The sequence below is a fragment of the Prevotella sp. AGR2160 genome (assembly GCF_000424185.1).
Lineage (GTDB): Bacteria > Bacteroidota > Bacteroidia > Bacteroidales > Bacteroidaceae > Prevotella.
This window is the reverse complement of sequence record NZ_AUJK01000003.1, coordinates 196,860-218,636: the sequence shown is the minus strand read 5'-3', so window position 1 is coordinate 218,636 and position 21,777 is coordinate 196,860. Positions and strand designations below refer to the sequence as shown.

Here is a 21,777-nt window from a genome sequence, read left to right as displayed (position 1 = left end):
TATGCAAGAAAATCTGGTTATTGTAGAGAGCCCGGCGAAGGCCAAGACCATAGAGAAGTTCTTGGGCAAGGATTACAAGGTGATGTCCTCTTACGGACATATCCGCGACCTGAAGCGTAAGGAACTCAGTATAGACAAGGCGACGATGGAACCGCATTATGAGATTCCGGAAGACAAGCGGAATGTCGTTGCTGAACTTCGTGAAAATGCCAAGAAAGCACGGAAGGTATGGCTGGCTTCCGATGAGGATCGTGAGGGAGAGGCCATCTCGTGGCATCTCTGTGAGGTCCTCGGTTTTGATGAGACCCATACGAGTCGTATTGTCTTCCATGAGATCACTAAACCAGCCATTCTCGATGCTATCCAGCATCCTCGTCATCTGGATATGAATCTTGTCAATGCCCAGCAGGCCCGTCGTGTCCTTGACCGTTTAGTTGGTTTTGAACTCTCCCCGGTGTTATGGCGTAAGGTGAAGCCGGCGCTGAGTGCCGGTCGTGTGCAGAGTGTTGCCGTCCGTCTTATTGTAGAGCGTGAACGGGAGATTCAAGCTTTTAAAAGTGAACCTTACTATCGCGTTACTGCCATTTTTGTCCTCTCCTCCGACGGTAAGACGAGTGAGGTAAAGGCAGAGCTGGACCGCCGTTTTAAGACCCATGCCGAGGTTGTCACTTTCCTCGATAAACTCACGAATGCCACATTCACCGTTGACAGTGTGACGAAGAAGCCGTTACATCGTTCTCCGGCACCTCCCTTTACCACTTCTACGCTGCAGCAGGAAGCAGCGCGAAAGCTCGGTTTCACCGTGTCGCAGACGATGATGGTCGCCCAGCGTCTCTATGAAGCGGGAAAGATCACGTATATGCGAACCGACTCTGTGAATCTCTCGTCATTGGCTATTAATACGAGTAAAGATGAGATTATCAAGCTCTGGGGTAAGGAGTACAGTCAGCCCCGTACCTATCATACGCATTCCAAGGGCGCTCAGGAAGCTCATGAGGCCATCCGCCCTACATTTATGTCGGATCAGGAAATTGACGGTACAAACCAGGAGAAACGTCTCTACAACCTGATTTGGAAGCGTACCGCTGCCTGCCAGATGGCTGATGCACAGTTGGAGAAGACAACGGCTCTTATCAATATCAGCGGTGCTGACGAGCATTTCGTGGCTACTGGTGAAGTCGTCGCTTTTGACGGTTTCCTGAAAGTTTACCGTGAATCCACCGATGATGAGGTTTCGCAGGATGACAATCTCCGCATGCTCCCCGCCATGAAGCGTGGTGATGTGCTGACGCGTCAAGAGGTAACGGCCACGGAGCGTTTCTCCCAGGGACCCGTACGCTTTACTGAGGCCAGTCTCGTTCATAAACTCGAGGAACTGGGCATCGGTCGTCCATCTACCTATGCGCCGACGATCTCCACGATTCAGCAGCGCGAATATGTCATAAAGGGTGATCGTCCCGGAGAGGATCGTGTCTATACCATCGATACGCTCAAGGACGATGCGGTCAGTCATACGGAGAAACATGAGATGGCCGGGTCCGATAAGGGAAAGTTGTTGCCGACGGACATCGGAATCGTCGTCAATGACTTCCTGATGAAGAACTTCCCGGAAATCATGGATTATAACTTTACCGCGAAGGTGGAACAACAGTTCGACCAGATTGCTGAAGGCAAGGAAGAGTGGCACCAGATGCTGAAGGATTTCGACAAGCATTTTGAGCCGACGGTGGAGAAGGTGCTGAATGCCCGCAGCGAGCACAAGGCCGGTGAGCGTGAGCTCGGCAAGGATCCACAGAGTGGCCGTCCCGTCTTTGTGAAAATTGGCCGTTATGGTCCTGTGGTACAGATCGGTACCGCTGAGGATGAGGAGAAGCCAAAGTTTGCGCAGATCCCGAAGGATAAGAGCATGGAGCGCATCACGCTCAGTGAGGCTCTCGAACTCTTCAAACTTCCTCGTACCGTCGGTAATTTCGAGGGTACGCCGGTAACGATTGGTGCCGGACGTTTTGGCCCTTATGTCCTCCATAACAAGAAATATGTTTCTGTCCCGAAGACCCTCGACCCGATGAAGATGAGTCTGGAGGAGGCGATCACCCTTGTCATCAAGAAGCGGGAGGCGGAGAAGAAACGCCATATCAAGACATTCCCCGAGGACGACAAGATGGAGATTCTTAATGGTCGTTTTGGTCCGTATATTGCCTATGACGGCCGCAACTATAAGATCATGCCGAAGAGCCTCGCCGAGAAGCCGGAGGCGCTGACCTATGAGCAGTGTAAGGATATTATTGCCAAAGCTCCGGAACCGAAGACAAGAATGAGAAGAACCAGAACGGCAAAGAAATGAAACGGATCATCATCATCGGTTATATGGGTGCCGGCAAGACGACCGTCGGCCGCGCCCTGGCGAAGGACCTCGGTCTGGAGTTCTATGACCTCGACTGGTATATCGAGAACCGTATGCGCAAGACCGTGAAGGAGCTCTTCGACGAGCGAGGCGAGGAAGGTTTCCGCAAGATCGAGCATAACCTCCTCCATGAAGTGGCGGAGTTTGAGAATGTCGTCCTTTCCTGTGGAGGAGGCACACCGTGTTTCTTCGATAATATGGACTATATGAACCAACAGGGCGATACCGTTTATCTGAAGGCGACCCCCGAGGTGCTGTACGGCCATCTGAAGATGGGCAAGACGGTCCGTCCGTTGTTGCTCAACAAGACGTCGGAAGAGGTACAGACATTCGTCCGCGAGCAGTTGCGACAGCGTGAGCCTTATTATTCGAAGGCAAAGTATACCCTCGATGTCTGTCTGATGGACAATTATGACAAGATCAAGATTTCCGTGGAGAAACTCGAAGAGCTGCTTCAGTTGGAAAAGAAATAACTTAAAATCATATTACAGTTGGAAAAGTGGACGATAGAGGACTCTAAAGAACTCTATAATATCAATGGATGGGGAACTTCCTATTTCGGTATCAACGAGAAAGGAGACGTTTATGTCACCCCTTGTAAGGATAATACACAGATCGATCTGCGTGACGTGATGGATGAGCTCGCCCTGCGTGATGTGCAGCCGCCGGTGCTCCTTCGTTTCCCGGATATCCTCGACAACCGTATTGAGAAGATGGCATCGTGCTACGACAAGGCGCGTAAGGAGTATGATTTTAAGGGTGAGAGCTATATCATCTATCCCATCAAGGTCAACCAGATGCAGCCTGTTGTCGACGAGATCATCTCCCATGGCGCGAAGTTCAACCTCGGTCTGGAGGCTGGCTCAAAGCCTGAGCTTCATGCCGTTATTGCCGTACAGTGCAAGAGTAACTCGCTGATCATCTGCAATGGATATAAGGATGAGAGCTATATCGAACTCGCCATGCTGGCCCAGAAGCTCGGTAAGCGTATCTTCATCGTCGTTGAGAAACTCAATGAGATTGATGTCATTGCCCGTACCGCTGAGCGTCTCCATGTGAAGCCAAATCTCGGCATCCGCATCAAACTCGCCAGTTCCGGCTCCGGCAAATGGGCCGAAAGTGGTGGAGACGCCTCGAAATTTGGTCTCACGCCGTCGGAACTCCTGCAGGCTTTGGAGAAACTTGACAGTGTCGGTCTCCACGACTGTGTGAAACTTATCCATTTCCATATCGGTTCACAGATCACGAAGATCCGCCGCATCCAGAACGCCCTCACGGAGGCCGGACAATATTATGTCAATCTCCGGAAGATGGGCTACAACATCGAGTATGTCGACTGTGGCGGTGGTCTCGGTGTCGACTATGATGGTACGCGCTCGAGCAACAGTGAGAGTTCCGTGAATTATTCCATCCAGGAGTATATCAACGACTGTGTCTATGCTTTCGTAGATATAGCCAATAAGAACAATATCCCCCATCCGAATATCATCACGGAGAGCGGCCGCTCCCTTGCCGCCCATCACTCCGTCCTCGTCCTCGATGTCCTCGGTGTCGCCTCATTGCCCGAGATGCCAGAGGAGTTTGAGGCCAAGGAGAGTGACCATCAACTTGTGAAGGACCTCTATGAGATCTGGGACCACCTCAGTCCGAAGTCGATGTTGGAGGACTGGCATGATGCTGATCAGATTCGTGAGGACTGTCTCGACCTCTTCGCCCATGGCATGGTTGATCTGAAGACGCGTGCTGAGGTGGAGGCGATGTATTGGAGCGTATGCCATGAGATCAACGCCATTTGCAAGACCCTCAAGCATGTCCCCGACGAGTTGAAGGGCCTTGACAAACTGTTGGCGGACAAGTATTTCTGCAACTTCTCCCTCTTCCAGAGTCTCCCCGATTGCTGGGGCATCGATCAGCTCTTTCCGATCATGCCTATCGAGCGACTCAACGAACGGCCGACGCGCAACTGTACGCTGCAGGATATTACCTGCGACAGTGACGGCAAGGTGGCCAACTTCGCCGTCAACGGCACGCAGTCGAATGTGCTGCCCGTTCATACTGTCCGCCCCGGTGAACCGTATTATATCGGCGTGTTCCTCGTCGGTGCCTATCAGGAGATTCTCGGTGACATGCATAACCTCTTCGGTGACACGAATGCCGCTCATATCAGTGTGAAGGACGGTAATTATCATATTGATCAGATCATCGATGGTGAGACGGTGGAGGAAGTCTTGGAGTATGTGCAGTACAACCCGAAGAAACTCGTACGACGTCTCGAACAGTGGGTGACGAAGAGTGTCAAGGAAGGTAAGCTGTCGCTCGATGAAGGCAAGGAATTCCTCAGTACCTATCGTTCGGGGCTGTACGGATATACGTATCTGGAGTAAAAAAATATGGAAAAATTGTTTGTTGTGAAGGTCGGTGGCGCCATTGTGGAGGATACTGACCGGTTGACACGTCTGTTGGCTGATTTCGCGGCCATCCCGTGCCGTAAGGTCCTCGTCCATGGTGGCGGGCGCCGTGCTACAAAGATCGCTGCCGCCCTCGGCATCGAGAGTAAGATGGTCGGTGGACGCCGGATCACCGATGCCGATATGCTTGAAGTCGTGACGATGGTCTATGGCGGTCTCGTCAACAAGAATCTCGTGGCCCGTCTGCAAGCCTCCGGTGTCAATGCCCTCGGTCTGACGGGTGCTGACATGGATGTCATCCGCAGTCACCGCCGTCCCGTGAAGGATGGCGTCGATTTTGGTTTCGTCGGCGATGTCGAGAAAGTTAACGGCCGTATGCTCCAGACACTCATCGAGGAGGGTGTTACCCCCGTGATGGCACCGCTGACACACGACGGAAAGGGCTCGATCCTCAACACCAATGCCGATACTATCGCCTCGGAGACCGCCAAGGCCCTTGCGCCGTATTATGACGTGACCCTCGTCTATGCCTTCGAGAAAAAGGGCGTGCTCCGTGATCCCGATGATGACGACAGTGTCATCCCGACAATCACTCCCGCAGATTTCGAACACCTGAAGACAGAGGGCGTCGTCTCCGGTGGTATGCTGCCGAAGATAGAAAATGCCCTCGCTGCCGTCCGAGCTGGTGTTAAGGCCGTCAACATCACCCTCGCTACCGCCATCGACGGGAAACACGGCACCATGATCAGAAAATAAAAAAACGTTAAATTTGGGAGAAAATCAACGAAACTTGTAACTTTCGACTCCTATAGTCGTCGTTAATAATAGAGAGGATGAAAAAGATCAGTTTTACCAACGACATCTTGCCGCTCAAGAATATCATCTATCGAGTAGCGCTTCGCATTACGCTCAATAGAGAAGAGTCGGAAGACATTACGCAGGATACACTGGTCAAGGTCTGGAACAACCGCGACAATTGGGACCATATCGACTCTATAGAGGCCTATAGTCTCACCATCGCGAGAAACCTCGCTCTCGATCGCAAAAAACTGCACGATAACCAAGTCAGAAGTCTGGATGAAAGTCCGATAGAGCGACCCGACCACACCTCCAATCCCTATGAGCAGATGCAGCAAAAGGATGAGATCCTGGCGGTGAAAAAGCTCGTAGACGATTTACCCGAGAAGCAGCGGAGCTGCATGCAGCTCCGCGATTTCGAAGGGAAGAGTTACAAGGAGATCGCTGTTATCCTGGGTATTACGGAAGAACAGGTAAAAGTCAATATCTTCCGGGCCCGCCAGACAGTGAAGCAGAACTTCAAGAAATTTGACCGTTATGGATTATAAATACATCAATCAACTCATGGACCGTTATTTTGACGGGCAGACGACACTGGAAGAAGAGGAGATCCTCCGCGCTTTTTTCAGCCAGGAGGATGTGCCGGCAGAGTTTCAGCCCTATCGCAGCCTCTTTGCCTATCTGGCAGAAGAGCCCAAGGTGGATGTGCTGGGAGATGATTTTGATGAGAAGATCCGGGCCAAGATTCAAGAGGCTACGCCCGTAAAGGCTCGCGTCATCCCGATGCGCCAGCGCCTCATGCCCCTCTTCAAGGCAGCAGCCGTCGTTGCCATCTTCCTTGTCCTCGGCAATGCTGCACAGATGCCTTATAAGAGTAATGACCCCGCTTCCGACAATATGCCGGGCATGGAGATCATGAAGGGCGCCAGTACGGCTGTCAACGAGGACTCCACCACGATAGACAGTCTTCAACAGAGCAGTATCGGTTCTACAACCCCTACGAATACTGCTATCCAGTAGATATTTCTATGCTTTCTCTATAAAATCATGTTTAGTAAAACAATTTCGAAACTGTGAAGTTTCAGATTCTCTCAAATTTTTCATAACATACTAACGTAGAAAAGGGCTGCCAATTTTATTGGTAGCCCTTATTCGTTATAGTTGGATTTGTAAGGAGGGAGCGATAGAGGGTAGTAGATTTTTTTGTAAAATATTTTGAAAAAAGACGGAAAAGATTTGGAGGTTTATGAGATTATTCGTATCTTTGCGAACAGATAAATGAAAAGGTTGATATTTCGAAACGAAACGAAGATATTTCCAGTAGTGATACTGTATTTTAAAAGACAAGTAAAGTCTATAAAAACATGAATCTTTTGTGAAAAGTTAGTTATCGAAAATCAAGGTTGGTGTTTGTGAAAATACCAACCTTTTTTTTGTGCCTTTTCTTATGGAACGCAAAAAGGAACCACCTTGCGGTAGTTCCTTTTTCAGCGCTTCAAGATGGGCTTGAACCAACGACCCCCTGATTAACAGTCAGGTGCTCTAACCAACTGAGCTATTGAAGCATGTTGCTCTTCATTGCTGAATTGCGAGTGCAAAGGTAAGAACATTTTTTTATCCGTGCAAATTTTTTCTTGACTTTTTTGAGAAAAAGATGAATTTTCTGAAAATTTTCCCCGTTTTTGATGGTTATACCGCTTTTATATGTTACTTTTGCAGTCATGAAACAGATCATCGCTTTTCTTTTCGCCTTGTTGGCTGTATTGCCGGCAGGCGCACAGACTGACCACGACCGGCATTTCGACGCGTCGAAGAATATGGAGATCTTCACCGATATCTATAAATATCTCGACCTGATGTATGTCGATACGCTTGATGCCAATGAAGTCATTGGCAACGGCATTACGGCCATGCTCAAGAGTCTTGACCCGTATACCGTCTACTATCCCGAGAATGACGTGAAGAATCTCAAGACGATGCTCACGGGCAAATATGCCGGAGTGGGGTCGCTCATCCGTTATAATCAACAGCTTCAGCGCGTCGTTATCGACGAGCCTTATGAGGGGATGCCTGCCGCTGAGGCCGGTTTGAAGAAAGGTGATATCATCCTGAGTATTGACGACACGACGATGACGGACAAAGACGTGAGCTATGTGAGCAGTCATCTGCGGGGTGAGGCCGGGTCGTCGTTCGTTATCCGTATCAAGCGCCCCTCGACGGGAAAGGTGATGAAGATGAAGATCACACGGCGGGCTATCCAAATGCCCTCGTTGCCTTATTATGGGATAGTGAACGATCATATCGGCTATCTTAGTCTTACCTCTTTCACGGAGAACTGCTCGAAGGATGTGCGCCGTGCCTTTATAGACCTGAAGAAACAGGGTGCGAAAGCCCTCGTCTTCGACCTGCGCAACAATGGCGGCGGATCGGTACAGGAGGCGGTGAATATTGTCAACATGTTTGTACCCAAGGGCATCTCCATCGTGAAGATCAAGGGCCGTCTGGATCGTGTGAACCGTGACTACAAAACCACGGTGGAGCCCATTGACACTGTGATGCCCATCGTCGTCCTCGTCAACGAGAATACGGCGAGTGCCAGTGAGATCACCAGTGGCAGTCTCCAGGACCTTGACCGTGCTGTCATCCTCGGTACACGAACCTTCGGTAAGGGCCTTGTGCAGACACCTGTAGACATCGTCTACAATGGCCAGTTGAAACTCACGACGGCGAAATACTATATTCCCTCGGGCCGTTGCATCCAGGCTATCAACTACAAGCATGCCCATGGCGGCTATGTGGAGCATGTCGCCGACTCGCTGACGCATGTGTTCCATACCGCCGACGGCCGTGAGGTACGTGACGGTGGTGGTATCAAGCCTGACGTGGAAGTCGAACCGGACTCCTTGCCGAATATCGCCTATTACCTTGCCAGTGCCAGGGATAGCAGTGAGGTGATGTTGAACTATGTTGTCGACTATATCGCCAAGCATCCTACCATCGCGCAGCCGAAGAACTTCGTACTCTCTGATGCCGACTATGCCGACTTTAAGGCCCGTGTGCTGAAGAGTAATTTCAAGTATGACCGTGAGACGGAGAAATACCTCAAGGATCTCGTTAAATTGGCGAAATTTGAGGGCTATTATGATGATGCCAAACCGGAGTTTGATGCCTTGCAGGAAAAGTTGAAACATAATGTGGCAAAAGATCTTGATTTCAACAAGGGAAAGATCAAACAACTCCTTGAGGCCGATATCGTTGCCGCCTATTATTACCAGAAGGGAGCCATCGAACAGGGACTGCGCTATGACAAGCAGTTTCAGGAGGCAGAGAAGGTTATCGACGACAGTGCAAGGTATAAGAAGCTGTTGGGAAAATTAAAAAATTAAAAAAGTAAAAAAGTAAAACTGCCGTAGGGGCATGATTCATCATGTTCCGCATCACGGGCGGAACATAATAAATTATGTCCCTACGCAAAGAAATATGGAAAAAGATTTGGACGGGTGGGAATTTTTTGTTAATTTTGCAAACGTTCAGTGGAATGAGGGACTCCGAGAGAGTTCCTCATTTCTTTTTAATAGGATTCATATATGATTGACAAAAACGTCGTAAAGAAAATCGTTGACCAGTGGCTTGAGGACAAGGAATACTTCCTCGTAGACATTCAGATCAGTCCCGATAACAAGATTGTTGTCGAGATCGACCATGCCGATGGTGTGTGGATTGAAGACTGTGTAGAGCTCAGCCGTTACATTGAGGATCATCTCTCCCGTGATGATGAGGACTATGAGCTTGAGGTGGGCTCCGCTGGCCTTGGACAGCCGTTCAAGGTGCCGCAGCAGTATATCAATTTCATCGGTAAGGAAGTGGAGGTCATGGATGCCGAGGGCCGTAAGGTCCAGGGCACGCTGAAGAGCGTCGATGGCAATGACTTCGTCGTCACCGTCAACGAGAAGGTGAAGGTCGAGGGTAAGAAGCGTCCCGTGAAGATGGATGTCGACCACACCTACCAGATGGATCATGTCAAGTACACCAAGTACGTCATTAATTTCAAATAACCCCGGCGGGAACGATTCCGCCTCAAAACGAAAGGAAAAAAAGAAAAAATAATATACAATGGCAACAAAAAAGCAAGATGATACCCCGAACATGATCGATACGTTCCGTGAGTTCAAAGAGACCAAGAACATCGATCGTACCACCCTCGTCAGCGTCCTGGAGGAGAGTTTCCGCAATGTGCTGGCAAAGATCTATGGCAGTGATGAAAATTTCGACGTCATTGTCAACCCTGATAAGGGAGACTTCGAGATCTACCGCAATCGTACTGTTGTCGCCGATGGCGAGGTACAGGATGAGAACAAGGAGATCTCCCTCACTGAGGCTCGGAAGATCGAACCCGACTATGAGGTCGGTGAGGAGGTCAGTGAGCGCATCGACTTCGCTAAGTTCGGTCGCCGTGCTATCCTGAACCTCCGTCAGACCCTTGCCTCGAAGATCCTGGAGCTCGAGCATGACACCTTATATAATAAATATAAGGACCGTGTGGGTGAGGTTATCTCCGGTGAGGTCTATCAGGTATGGAAGCGTGAGGTCCTCGTGGTCGATGATGAGAACAACGAACTTATCCTTCCCAAGAGTGAGCAGATTCCTTCTGACCAGTACCGGAAGGGTGAGACCGTGCGTGCCGTCATTGAGCGTGTCGACAACGAGAACAACAACCCGAAGATTATCCTCTCCCGTACCTCCCCGAAATTCCTTGAGCGTCTGCTCGAAGCAGAGGTGCCGGAGATCAGTGAGGGTCTGATCGCGATCCGTCGTGTGGCCCGTATGCCGGGAGAACGTGCGAAGGTCGCTGTGGAGACGTTCGACGAGCGTATCGATCCCGTCGGCGCTTGCGTTGGTGTTCGTGGTAGTCGTGTGCATGGTATTGTCCGTGAGTTGGGCAACGAGAATATCGATGTGATCAACTATACGGATAATACGAAACTCTTCATTCAGCGTGCCCTTGCTCCGGCAAAGATCTCCTCGATGAATGTCGATGAGGAAAACAAAAAGGCCGAAGTCTATCTCCGTCCGGAGGAAGTCAGTCTGGCCATCGGTAAGGGTGGTATGAATATCAAACTCGCCTCTATGCTTACCGGTTACACCATTGATGTCTTCCGTGAGATCGATCCGAGTCAGCAGGTGGATGATATCTATCTCGATGAGTTCTCCGATGAGATTGACCAGTGGGTCATCGATGCCATCAAGGGTATTGGTTTGGAGACCGCCCGTCAGGTTCTCAATGCTCCGCGCGAGATGCTGGTAGAAAAGGCAGACCTCGAAGAGGAGACGGTAGACAATGTGATTAAAGTATTAAAAGCAGAATTCGAAAATTAAACATTTTAATGAGCATCAGATTAAACAAAGCAATACGAGAGTTAAACATAGGATTTCAGACGGCAGTTGAATTCCTGGAAAAGAGGAGTGAGCTCGGCAAATTCAAGCCCGAATTGAGCTTTAAGCTCAATGACGGGCAGTATCATGCCTTGGAGAAGGCCTTCAAGCAGGATGCTGAGGTCCGCAGCCAGGCCGAGAAGCTCACGCAGAAAAAGACTCAGGACAAGAAGGAGGCTTCGGAAAAGAAGAAAGCCGAGGCGAAGACTGAGAAGCAGCAGTTGGCGAAAGTGCAGAAGTTCACGCCGCTGGGTAAGATCGATCTCAGCACTGTCGGCAAGCCGAAGGCTGTCGGGAAGTCTGATGTCCATAAAAACTCTGCACCGGGCAAGTCGGCGACTGCTGCCGTCAGTCAGAAGGCTTCCCCGAAACCTGTCAAGCCCGCAGCGTCTGCTGTGCCGGTGGCCACTTCCGATAATCCCCAACAACCTGCTGAAAATAAGATGACAGACAAACCTGCAGAACAGAAAGTTTTCACTCTGAAGAGTGAGAAGAAGATTCAGACCGCTGGTCCTACCGTACTGGGTAAGATCGATCTCTCATCGCTCAACCAGAGCACTCGTCCGAAGAAGAAGTCTAAGGAGGAGCGTCGCCGGGAGCGTGAGGAGAAGAATGGCCAGGTGCATAATGGTGAACGCAAGAAGCGTGTCCGTATCAACAAGGAGCGTGTCGACATCAATGCCGCGGCCAACCAACCTCAGCCACAGGGCGGCAGTAAGAAGAACCGCAAGCGTAACCGCAACCGTGGTGGTAACAACAAGCCTCAGGAAGTCAGTGAGGAGGATGTTGCCAAGCAGGTGAAGGAGACGCTGGCCCGTCTGACGAACAAGCAGAACCAGAACAAGAAAGGCGCCCGGTACCGTAAGGAGAAGCGTGAGGCTGTCCAGGAGAAGCTTGAGCAGGAGGCTAAGCAGGAGAAGAAAGAGAGTAAGGTGCTGAAGTTGACGGAGTTTGTCACCGTCAGTGAGCTTGCCACGATGATGAACGTACCGGTGACAAAGGTTATCGGGACCCTTATGGGAGTAGGCATTATGGTGTCTATCAACCAGCGCCTCGATGCCGAGACCATCAACCTCGTGGCTGAGGAGTTCGGCTTCAAGACCGAGTATGTCAGTGCCGAGGTCCAGGAGGCCATCAGCGAGGAGGAGGACGATGAGAACGATCTCGTGCCGCGCGCCCCGATCGTCACCGTCATGGGTCATGTCGATCATGGTAAGACTTCGCTCCTCGACCATATCCGCAATACCAATGTGATCGCCGGTGAGGCCGGTGGTATCACGCAGCATATCGGTGCTTACAGCGTGACGTTGAAGAACGGCCGTAAGGTGACGTTCCTCGATACGCCGGGTCATGAGGCCTTCACGGCCATGCGTGCCCGTGGTGCCCAGGTGACGGATATCGCCATCATCATCATCGCCGCCGACGACTCCGTGATGCCTACCACGAAGGAGGCTATCGCCCACTGTCAGGCTGCCGGCGTGCCGATGGTCTTCGCCATCAACAAGATTGATAAGCCGGGAGCCAACCCCGACAAGATCCGTGAGGACCTGGCCAATATGAACCTCCTCGTCGAAGAGTGGGGTGGTAAGTACCAGTGTCAGGAGATCAGTGCCAAGAAGGGCATCGGTGTCGACGACCTCATGGATAAGGTGCTCCTCGAGGCCGACATGCTCGATCTCAAGGCCAACCCAAACCGTAAGGCCACGGGTAACGTCATCGAGTCTTCTCTTGATAAGGGTCGTGGCTATGTCTCTACGGTTCTCGTGAGCAATGGTACCCTCCGGGTCGGTGATATTGTTATCGCCGGTACATCCTGGGGACGTATCAAAGCCATGTTCAACGAGCGTAATGCCCGTATCGAGTCGGCTGGTCCCGCTGATCCCGCCATCATCCTAGGTCTTAACGGCGCACCTACGGCCGGTGACAGTTTCCATGTCCTCGATTCCGAGCAGGAGGCCCGTGAGATTGCCAATAAGCGTGAACAGCTGCAGCGTGAGCAGAGCCTGCGTACGCAGAAGCGTCTGACGCTCGGTGATATCAGTCACCGTATCGCACGTGGTGAGTTCCACGAGTTGAATATTATCGTCAAGGGTGATACCGACGGTTCCGTTGAGGCCCTGTCCGACTCCTTCATCAAGTTGTCTACGGAGAAGGTCCAGGTGAATGTCATCAACAAGGCTGTCGGTCAGATCTCGGAGAATGATGTCATGCTCGCCAGTGCTTCCGACGCGATCATCGTCGGTTTCCAGGTCCGTCCGTCGTCCGATGCCCGTAAGCTCGCCGATCGTGAGGGTGTGGAGATCAATACCTATTCCATCATCTACGATGCCATCGATGATGTCAAGAGTGCCATGGTCGGTATGCTTGACAAGGTCAAGAAGGAGGTCGTCACCGGAGAGGTGGAGGTCAAACAGGTCTTCAAGATCTCGAAGGTCGGTACTATCGCCGGTGGTCTTGTCACCGAGGGCAAGGTCCATAACAAGGACAAGGCCCATGTGGTCCGTGACGGTATCGTCATCAAGACGGCAGCCATCAACGCCCTGAAGCGTTACAAGGATGATGTCAAGGAGGTCGCTACCGGTCTCGAATGTGGTCTGAGTCTTGTCAACTTCAATGATATCCAGGTCGGCGATGTCATCGAGACCTTCACCGAGATTGAGGTGGAGCAGAAACTGTAAAGAGCCTCACCCCCCCCCCCCCCCCGTATGGCTTGCCGTCGGGTGCTTGCGCTTTGCAAGCGCAAGGTTTCACAATAAATATATCACAAATGTTACCAGCCCCCGGGCTGGTACATTTTTTGTCTGCAATTTCGAAACAGAAAGGAAACAGAAATGGCACAGATGAAAGAAAACGAATTTGTCCGGGAAGTCGCCGAGAAGAAATACGAGTACGGCTTCACCACAGACATACACACCGAGGTCATTCCGAAGGGACTCAACGAGGATGTCGTCAGGCTCATCTCCCAGAAGAAGGGAGAGCCCGACTGGCTCCTCGATTTCCGTCTGAAGGCCTACCGTTACTGGAAGACGCTGCCGGTGCCTCACTGGGGGCATGTCCATGTCCCTGAGATCGATTTCCAGGAGATCTCCTATTATGCTGACCCGATGGCGAAGAAACCTCAGAACAAGGAGATCGACCCGGAGCTGGAGAAGACCTTCGACAAGCTCGGCATCCCCTTGGAGGAGCGTCTGGCCCTCAGCGGTACGGCTGTCGATGCCATCATGGACTCTGTATCCGTGAAGACGACCTTTAAGAAGCAGCTCGCCGAGAAGGGTATTATCTTCTCTTCCATCGGTGAGGCTGTGAAGAACCATCCCGACCTCGTCCGTCAGTATCTCGGCTCTGTTGTACCCTACAGGGATAACTTCAGTGCGGCACTCAACAGTGCTGTCTTCAGCGACGGCTCCTTCGTCTATATCCCGAAAGGCGTGCGCTGTCCGATGGAGCTCAGCAGTTATTTCCGCATCAATGCCCGTAACACGGGTCAGTTTGAGCGTACACTGATCATCGCCGATGATGACTCTTATGTCTCTTATCTCGAGGGCTGTACGGCGCCGATGCGTGATGAGAACCAGCTCCATGCCGCTGTTGTGGAGATCGTCGTACTGAACAACGCGGAGGTGAAATACTCTACCGTACAGAACTGGTATCCCGGTGACGAACATGGCAAAGGTGGTGTGTTGAACCTTGTGACGAAGCGCGGCGACTGCCGGGGCGTCAACTCCAAGCTCTCCTGGACTCAGGTGGAGACGGGTTCCGCCATCACGTGGAAATATCCTTCCTGCGTGCTCCGTGGCGACAACTCCCAGGCAGAGTTCTACAGTGTTGCCGTGACGAATAACTACCAGGAGGCTGACACGGGTACGAAGATGATCCATATGGGAAAGAATACGAAGAGTACGATTATCTCCAAGGGTATCTCTGCCGGCCACAGCGAGAATAGTTACCGTGGCCTCGTCCGTGCCACCGCCAATGCCGACAATGCCCGCAACTACAGCTCTTGTGACTCCCTGCTCCTCGGCAGCAACTGTGGCGCTCATACCTTCCCGTATATGGATATCCATAACGACACCGCCGTTGTGGAACATGAGGCGACGACGTCGAAGATCAGTGAGGATCAGCTCTTCTATTGTAACCAGCGTGGTATCCCCATGGAGGATGCCGTCGGACTGATTGTCAACGGTTATGCCAAGGAGGTCCTCAACAAGCTCCCCATGGAGTTCGCCGTCGAGGCCCAGAAGCTCCTCAGCGTCAGCCTCGAGGGAACGGTAGGATAGATATAGCTCCCGATAGAACCAATAGCTCCCAATAGAACCACAACTATAGCGATCTATACCAATCTATAGCGCGCTATAAAAACGATAAGAAAAATGCTTGAAGTCAAAAATCTCCATGCCACCATTGCTGGCAAAGAAATATTGAAAGGAATCAATCTCACCGTCAAGGACGGAGAGATTCACGCCATCATGGGTCCTAACGGATCAGGCAAGTCTACGCTCTCCGCTGTCCTTACGGGTAACCCCCTGTATACCGTCACCGAGGGCTCCGCCATCTTCAACGGCAAGGATCTGCTGGCAATGAAGCCCGAGGACCGCGCCCGTGAGGGCCTCTTCCTCTCATTCCAGTATCCCGTAGAGATCCCCGGTGTCTCCATGACGAATTTCATGAAGGCTGCCGTCAATGCCAAGCGCGAGTATAATGGTGAGAAGCCACTGACGGCCGGTGAGTTTATGAAACTCATGCGTGAGAAACGTGAGATCGTCGAACTCGATCCGAAACTCTCCCGTCGTAGCGTCAACGAAGGCTTCTCCGGTGGTGAGAAGAAGCGTAACGAGATCTTCCAGATGGCTATGCTCGAGCCGAAGCTGTCCATTCTCGATGAGACCGACTCCGGTCTCGATGTCGATGCCATGCGTATCGTCGCTGAGGGTGTCAACAAACTCTTCACTCCTGAGAAGTCCATCATCGTCATCACCCATTACGAGCGCCTCCTCGATATGATCAAGCCCAATGTGGTACACGTCCTCTACAAGGGCCGTATCGTCAAGACCGCCGGTCCCGAGCTCGCCAAGGAGATCGAGAAACGAGGTTACGACTGGATCAAGGAAGAGGTTGACGGATAGGATCCTCTTGCAGGGGCCGTCCCTTGTGGCGGCCCGTCGGCGGAACGCCGAATCAAAGCGGGAATATTTTGAATGCCGTACCGGCATCGGGCCGCCACAAGGGACGGCCCCTGCAAATGGATCAATGATGAATCAAATTAAATAGTGATTGTTATGACTTCAGAAAAACAATATATCGATCTCTACCAGGACCAGCAGGAAGCGCTGAAGGCCCACTCCGCGGCACCGCTGAATGTCGTGCGTGATGCCGCCTTCGAGGCTTTCCGGCGTCAGGGCTTCCCCTCCCGTAAGGTCGAGCGGTACAAATATACGGATATGGCGGAGCTCTTCGCCCCCGATTACGGTGTGAATGTCAACCGCTTAGACATTCCTGTCGATCCCTATGAGGCTTTCCGTTGTGATGTGCCCAATCTGAGTACGTCACTCTATTTCATCGTTAATGACGCATTCTACACGAAGGCATTGCCGCAGACGAAGCTCCCCGAGGGTGTCATCGTCGACAGCCTCCGCGCCGTTGCCGAGCGTGACCCGGAGTTCGTCAGCCGTTATTACGCGAAGATCGCCAAGAGCGACGAAGATGCCGTGACGGCGCTGAACACGATGCTCGCCGAGGATGGCCTCCTCGTTTATGTGCCGAAGAACGTGAAGGTAGACCGTTGTATCCAGGTCATCAATATCCTCCGTGCCGATGTCGACCTGATGGTCAACCGCCGGGTCCTCATCGTCCTCGATGAGGGAGCCCAGGCCAACTTCCTCTTCTGTGATCATGCCGCTGACGACCGGAAGTTCCTCACCACCCAGGTCATTGAGGCCTTTGTCGGTGAGAATGCCCATCTCGAACTGAACTGTCTGGAGGAGACGCATGAGAAGAATACGCGTGTCAGCAATGTCTATATCGACCAGCAGGCCAACAGTCATGTGACGCATAATGTCATCACCCTCCATAACGGCGTGACCCGTAATATGCTCAACCTCGTCTTCAGGGGTGAGGGAGCAGAGTGCTATTGCAATGGCTGTGTCATCGCTGACAAGCACCAGCATGTTGACAACAACACGCTCATCGACCATCAGGTGGGTCACTGCACGAGTAATGAGCTCTATAAATATGTCGTCAACGATGCTGCCGTCGGTGCCTTCGCCGGTAAGGTTCTCGTACGCCATGGCGCGGAGAAGACGACCTCACAGGAGACGAATAAGAACCTCGTATCCACGAAGCAGGCACGGATGTATACCCAGCCGATGCTGGAGATCTATGCCGACGACGTGAAATGTTCCCATGGCTCTACCGTCGGTCAGCTCGACGATGCTGCCCTGTTCTATATGGAACAGCGTGGTGTCAGTGAGCAAGAGGCGAAGCTCCTCCTCGAGTTTGCCTTCATCGATGAGGTCATCGACAAAATGGACCTCGAGCCCCTCCGTGAGCGCCTCCATTACCTCGTGGAGAAGCGGTTCCGTGGTGAGCTGAACAAGTGCGAGGGTTGCAATCTGTGTAAATAATTGGTGATTATGTATAATATCAACGATATCAGAAACGACTTCCCGATCTTGTCGCGGAATGTCTACGACAAGCCACTGGTGTATCTCGACAATGCGGCGACGACGCAGAAGCCGTTGTGTGTCCTTGATGCCATGCGGGAGGAATATCTCAACGTCAATGCCAACGTGCACCGTGGTGTCCACTGGATGAGTCAGCAGGCCACGGAGCTCCATGAGCAGGCCCGGGAGACCGTCCGCCAGTTCATCCATGCCGCCAAGACCACGGAAATCGTCTTCACGCGTGGTACTACGGAGGGTATCAACCTCGTGGCCTCCTCCTTCGCTGAGGACTTCATGAAGGAGGGCGATGAGGTCATCGTCACCGTCATGGAGCATCATAGTGATATCGTGCCGTGGCAGTTGCAGGCCCGCCGTAAGGGGATTGTGCTGAAGGTCATCCCGATGAGTGATGACGGCGTCCTCGATCTTGAGGCTTATCAGCAACTCTTCACGGAGAAGACAAAGATCGTCTGTGCCACCCAGGTGAGCAATGTCCTCGGTACCATCAATCCCGTGAAGGAGATCGTGCGTATCGCCCATGAGCATGGCGTGCCGTGCCTCGTCGACGGTGCGCAGAGTGCGCCGCATTTCAAGGTTGACGTACAGGATATGGACTGCGACTTCTTTGTCTTCAGTGGACATAAGATGTATGGTCCCACGGGCATCGGTATTCTCTACGGTAAGGAGGACTGGCTCGACAAACTGCCCCCGTACCAGGGTGGTGGTGAGATGATCGACCATGTCAGTTTCGAACATACCACCTTTGAGCGCCCGCCTTTGAAGTTTGAGGCCGGCACACCCGACTATATCGCCAGTCATGGCCTTGCTGTGGCTATCGACTATATGAATAAGCTCGGACTGGAGCAGATCGAGGCTCATGAGCGGGAGCTGACGCGTTATGCCATGGAACAGCTCTCGCAGATCGATGGCATGAAGATCTACGGTCCGAAAGAGCATCATGACGCCGTCGTGAGCTTCAATGTCGGGAATATTCACCACATGGACATGGGCACGCTCCTCGACCGCCTTGGCATCGCCGTACGTACCGGTCACCATTGTGCCCAGCCGTTGATGGACCGCCTCGGCATCCTCGGCACCGTCCGCGCTTCCTTTGCCTTATACAACACGAAGGAAGAGATCGACGCGTTGGTGGCAGGGGTGAAGAGAGTTTCAAAGATGTTTTAAAGATCCACCGTAGGGCAAATAAAATGTTGGAGAATTGTTATCGGAAAGATGTCGTTGAGGCCGGCTGTGATGAGGCGGGACGCGGGTGTCTGGCGGGGAGCGTGTATGCTGCTGCCGTCATCCTGCCGCCCGACTATGACAATCCCGACCTTAACGACAGTAAGAAACTCACGGCCAGGAAACGCTATGTCCTGAGGGAGACGATCGAGCGGGATGCCGTGGCCTGGGCCATAGGCATCGTCACGCCTGAGGAGATTGACCGCATCAATATCCTCCATGCCTCTTTCCTCGCCATGCACCGTGCCCTGGACCAGCTGTGGGTTCGCCCCGAGACCCTGCTCATCGACGGGAACCGTTTTGATCCTTATTTCCCTTTGAAGGAAGGGGGAGCGCACGAGACGACCAAGGAGGGTGGGGTAGTCACCGTTTCCGGGGAGCGTGCGAAGGAGCCGTTGCCCTACACTTGTATGGTCCATGGCGATGCCCGTTTTCAGAATATTGCCGCGGCGAGTATCCTGGCCAAGACCTACCGTGATGACTATATGGACCGCCTTGCCGAGGAATATCCTTATTATGACTGGCAAAGCAATAAAGGCTATCCTACGAGGAAGCACCGTGAGGGTATCCGCCTCCATGGCATCTCCCCTTATCATCGGAAGAGTTTCAACCTTTCCGGAGGTGAATTGTCGTTGGATTTTTAATTTTTCTTGCCGTTGGAGGACATACGGATTTTTGTCATTTTTTCTTTCCGTATGTCAAGAATTTTTCGTAACTTTGCAGCATATATTACGAAAAAACAAATGGCAGATATTCAGAACACTGAGAATCATTATTCTGCGGATAATATCCAGGTCCTTGAGGGCTTGGAGGCTGTCCGCAAACGCCCTGCTATGTACATTGGTGACATCAGCGAGAAGGGCTTGCACCATCTGATCAACGAGACCGTTGACAACTCCATTGATGAAGCCATGGCAGGCTTCTGTCATAATATCGAAGTAACCATCAATGCCGACGGCAGCGTCACCGTAGAGGATGACGGCCGTGGTATCCCTGTCGATGAGCACCCGAAGCTCCACAAGAGTGCCCTGGAGGTCGTGATGACTGTCCTCCATGCCGGTGGTAAGTTCGACAAGGGCTCCTATAAGGTCTCCGGTGGCCTCCACGGCGTCGGCGTGAGCTGTGTCAACGCTCTGTCGACCCACATGAAGAGTCAGGTGTTCCGTGACGGCAAGATCTATCAGCAGGAGTATGCCAAGGGCAAGCCCCTGTATCCCGTGAAGGTCGTCGGCACGACGGAGAAGCGTGGTACGCGCCAGCAGTTCTGGCCCGACGGCTCCATCTTCACCACGACGACATTCAAATGGGATATCGTCGCCTCCCGTATGCGTGAGCTGGCTTATCTGAATGCCGGCGTGAAGATCACGCTCACTGACATGCGTCCCGATGAGGAGGGCCACACGCGCCAGCAGGTCTTCCATGCCAAGGATGGTCTGAAGGAGTTCGTACGCTATGTCGACCGCCATCGTACGCATCTCTTCGACGATGTCATCTATCTGAAGACGGAGAAGCAGGGCGTGCCCATCGAGGTCGCCATCATGTACAACACTGACTACAGTGAGAATCTCCATTCCTACGTCAACAATATCAACACCATCGAGGGTGGTACCCATGTCACGGGTTTCCGCATTGCCCTGACGCGTGTGTTGAAGAATTATGCCGACAACGATCCGCAGATCTCCAAGCAGATCGAGAAGAACAAGATCGAGATTGCCGGTGAGGACTTCCGTGAGGGTCTGACGGCCGTCATCTCCATCAAGGTGGCAGAGCCGCAGTTTGAGGGTCAGACGAAGACGAAGCTCGGCAACAGTGAGGTCGCCGGTGCTGTCCAGCAGGCCGTCGGTGAGGCCCTGACGAATTATCTCGAGGAGCATCCCGACGAGGCCCATAAGATCTGCGAGAAGGTCATCCTCGCCGCCACGGCACGTATCGCCGCCCGCAAGGCGCGTGAGAGCGTGCAGCGCAAGAGCGTGATGAGTGGTGGCGGTCTGCCCGGTAAGCTCGCCGACTGTTCCAATAAGGACCCGAAGAACTGTGAGATCTTCCTCGTCGAGGGTGATTCCGCAGGTGGCTCCGCCAAGCAGGGCCGTGACCGTTACACCCAGGCTATCCTCCCGCTGCGTGGTAAGATCCTGAACGTGGAGAAGGTACAGTGGCACCGTGTCTTCGAGGCTGAATCGGTGATGAACATCATCCAGAGCATCGGCGTCCGCTTCGGTGTTGACGGTGAGGACGACCGTGAGGCCAATATCGACAAGCTCCGTTACGACAAGATCATCATCATGACCGATGCCGATGTCGATGGTTCCCACATCGACACGCTGATCATGACGCTCTTCTACCGTTTCATGCCGAAGGTCATCGAAGAGGGACATCTGTATATCGCCACGCCGCCGTTGTATAAGTGCTCCTACAAGAACAAGGTCAGCGAGTACTGCTATACCGACCAGCAGCGCCAGGCCTTCCTCGACAAGTATGGCAATGGCGTAGAGGATAAGAATATCCATACGCAGCGTTACAAAGGTCTTGGTGAGATGAATCCCGAGCAGCTATGGGAGACGACTATGGATCCGCAGACGCGTCTACTCAAACAGGTGACAATCGAGAATGCCGCCGATGCCGACGAGGTCTTCTCCATGCTCATGGGCGATGATGTCGAGCCCCGCCGTGAGTTTATCGAGAAGAACGCTACCTACGCAAAAATCGACGCATAAGGGGCGTGGCCCTTGTGGCCGTCCTAACCGGGAATCAATCCAATTGCAGGGGCCATCCCTTGTGGCGGCCCGTCGGCGGAACGCCGAATCGAACGACAAATGATGCCCTGTTAAGAATG

Annotated in this window: 16 protein-coding genes and 1 tRNA gene; 16 read left to right on the top strand and 1 reads right to left on the bottom strand. The window is 52.4% G+C overall.

Annotation, left to right across the window (positions count from 1 at the left end):
- Position 1: 1 nt before the first annotated feature.
- The 6 genes from topA to G604_RS0103730 all read left to right on the top strand — a co-directional run bounded on the left by topA (position 2) and on the right by G604_RS0103730 (position 6,630).
- The gene (gene topA, locus G604_RS0103755) at positions 2-2,344 is read left to right on the top strand and encodes a type I DNA topoisomerase (RefSeq protein ID WP_028909395.1); all 2,343 of its coding nucleotides are present in this window, start codon (positions 2-4) and stop codon (positions 2,342-2,344) included.
- The gene (locus G604_RS0103750) at positions 2,341-2,877 is read left to right on the top strand and encodes a shikimate kinase (RefSeq protein WP_028909394.1); all 537 of its coding nucleotides are present in this window, start codon (positions 2,341-2,343) and stop codon (positions 2,875-2,877) included. The genes topA and G604_RS0103750 overlap by 4 nt, the downstream gene beginning before the upstream one ends.
- A gap of 18 nt (positions 2,878-2,895) precedes the next feature.
- Positions 2,896-4,788 (top strand): biosynthetic arginine decarboxylase, encoded by a 1,893-nt coding sequence (gene speA / locus G604_RS0103745; RefSeq protein ID WP_028909393.1) that lies wholly within the window; start codon positions 2,896-2,898, stop codon positions 4,786-4,788.
- A gap of 6 nt (positions 4,789-4,794) precedes the next feature.
- On the top strand, positions 4,795-5,568 hold the full coding sequence (gene argB, locus G604_RS0103740) for an acetylglutamate kinase (RefSeq protein ID WP_028909392.1): 774 nt from the start codon (positions 4,795-4,797) through the stop codon (positions 5,566-5,568).
- Positions 5,569-5,645: 77 nt separating this feature from the next.
- Positions 5,646-6,158, top strand: coding sequence for an RNA polymerase sigma factor (locus G604_RS0103735; RefSeq protein ID WP_028909391.1), 513 nt, complete (start codon positions 5,646-5,648; stop codon positions 6,156-6,158).
- Positions 6,148-6,630: a hypothetical protein gene (locus G604_RS0103730; protein WP_028909390.1), complete on the top strand. Its 483-nt coding sequence runs from the start codon at positions 6,148-6,150 to the stop codon at positions 6,628-6,630. Before G604_RS0103735 ends, G604_RS0103730 begins: the two co-directional genes overlap by 11 nt.
- Before the next feature lie 471 nt (positions 6,631-7,101).
- Here G604_RS0103730 and G604_RS0103725 read toward each other — a convergent pair.
- Positions 7,102-7,175, bottom strand: a tRNA-Asn gene (locus G604_RS0103725).
- Positions 7,176-7,331: 156 nt separating this feature from the next.
- Between G604_RS0103725 and G604_RS0103715 the strand changes: the two genes are divergently transcribed.
- From G604_RS0103715 to gyrB, 10 genes are all read left to right on the top strand, one after another.
- Positions 7,332-8,996: a S41 family peptidase gene (locus tag G604_RS0103715; protein ID WP_028909389.1), complete on the top strand. Its 1,665-nt coding sequence runs from the start codon at positions 7,332-7,334 to the stop codon at positions 8,994-8,996.
- Between the two features lie 201 nt (positions 8,997-9,197).
- Positions 9,198-9,665 carry a ribosome assembly cofactor RimP gene (rimP, locus tag G604_RS0103710; protein ID WP_028909388.1) on the top strand — a complete coding sequence of 156 codons (468 nt, stop codon included), beginning with the start codon at positions 9,198-9,200 and terminating at the stop codon, positions 9,663-9,665.
- Between the two features lie 58 nt (positions 9,666-9,723).
- On the top strand, positions 9,724-10,986 hold the full coding sequence (gene nusA / locus G604_RS0103705) for a transcription termination factor NusA (RefSeq protein ID WP_028909387.1): 1,263 nt from the start codon (positions 9,724-9,726) through the stop codon (positions 10,984-10,986).
- An 8-nt stretch (positions 10,987-10,994) separates the two neighbouring features.
- Positions 10,995-13,721 carry a translation initiation factor IF-2 gene (gene infB, locus G604_RS0103700; RefSeq protein WP_028909386.1) on the top strand — a complete coding sequence of 909 codons (2,727 nt, stop codon included), beginning with the start codon at positions 10,995-10,997 and terminating at the stop codon, positions 13,719-13,721.
- Positions 13,722-13,874: 153 nt separating this feature from the next.
- A complete protein-coding gene (sufB, locus tag G604_RS0103695) occupies positions 13,875-15,320 on the top strand; it encodes a Fe-S cluster assembly protein SufB (RefSeq protein WP_028909385.1) in 1,446 nt (481 codons plus the stop codon).
- Between the two features lie 93 nt (positions 15,321-15,413).
- Complete coding sequence (gene sufC, locus G604_RS0103690) at positions 15,414-16,166, top strand: Fe-S cluster assembly ATPase SufC (RefSeq protein WP_028909384.1); 753 nt, start codon at positions 15,414-15,416, stop codon at positions 16,164-16,166.
- Between the two features lie 153 nt (positions 16,167-16,319).
- Positions 16,320-17,663, top strand: a complete 1,344-nt coding sequence (gene sufD, locus G604_RS0103685) for a Fe-S cluster assembly protein SufD (protein WP_028909383.1) — start codon at positions 16,320-16,322, stop codon at positions 17,661-17,663.
- Between the two features lie 9 nt (positions 17,664-17,672).
- The gene (locus G604_RS0103680) at positions 17,673-18,887 is read left to right on the top strand and encodes an aminotransferase class V-fold PLP-dependent enzyme (protein WP_028909382.1); all 1,215 of its coding nucleotides are present in this window, start codon (positions 17,673-17,675) and stop codon (positions 18,885-18,887) included.
- Positions 18,888-18,910: 23 nt separating this feature from the next.
- A complete protein-coding gene (locus G604_RS0103675; RefSeq protein WP_028909381.1) occupies positions 18,911-19,588 on the top strand; it encodes a ribonuclease HII in 678 nt (225 codons plus the stop codon).
- Between the two features lie 99 nt (positions 19,589-19,687).
- The gene (gene gyrB, locus G604_RS0103670) at positions 19,688-21,658 is read left to right on the top strand and encodes a DNA topoisomerase (ATP-hydrolyzing) subunit B (RefSeq protein WP_028909380.1); all 1,971 of its coding nucleotides are present in this window, start codon (positions 19,688-19,690) and stop codon (positions 21,656-21,658) included.
- Positions 21,659-21,777: the final 119 nt, after the last annotated feature.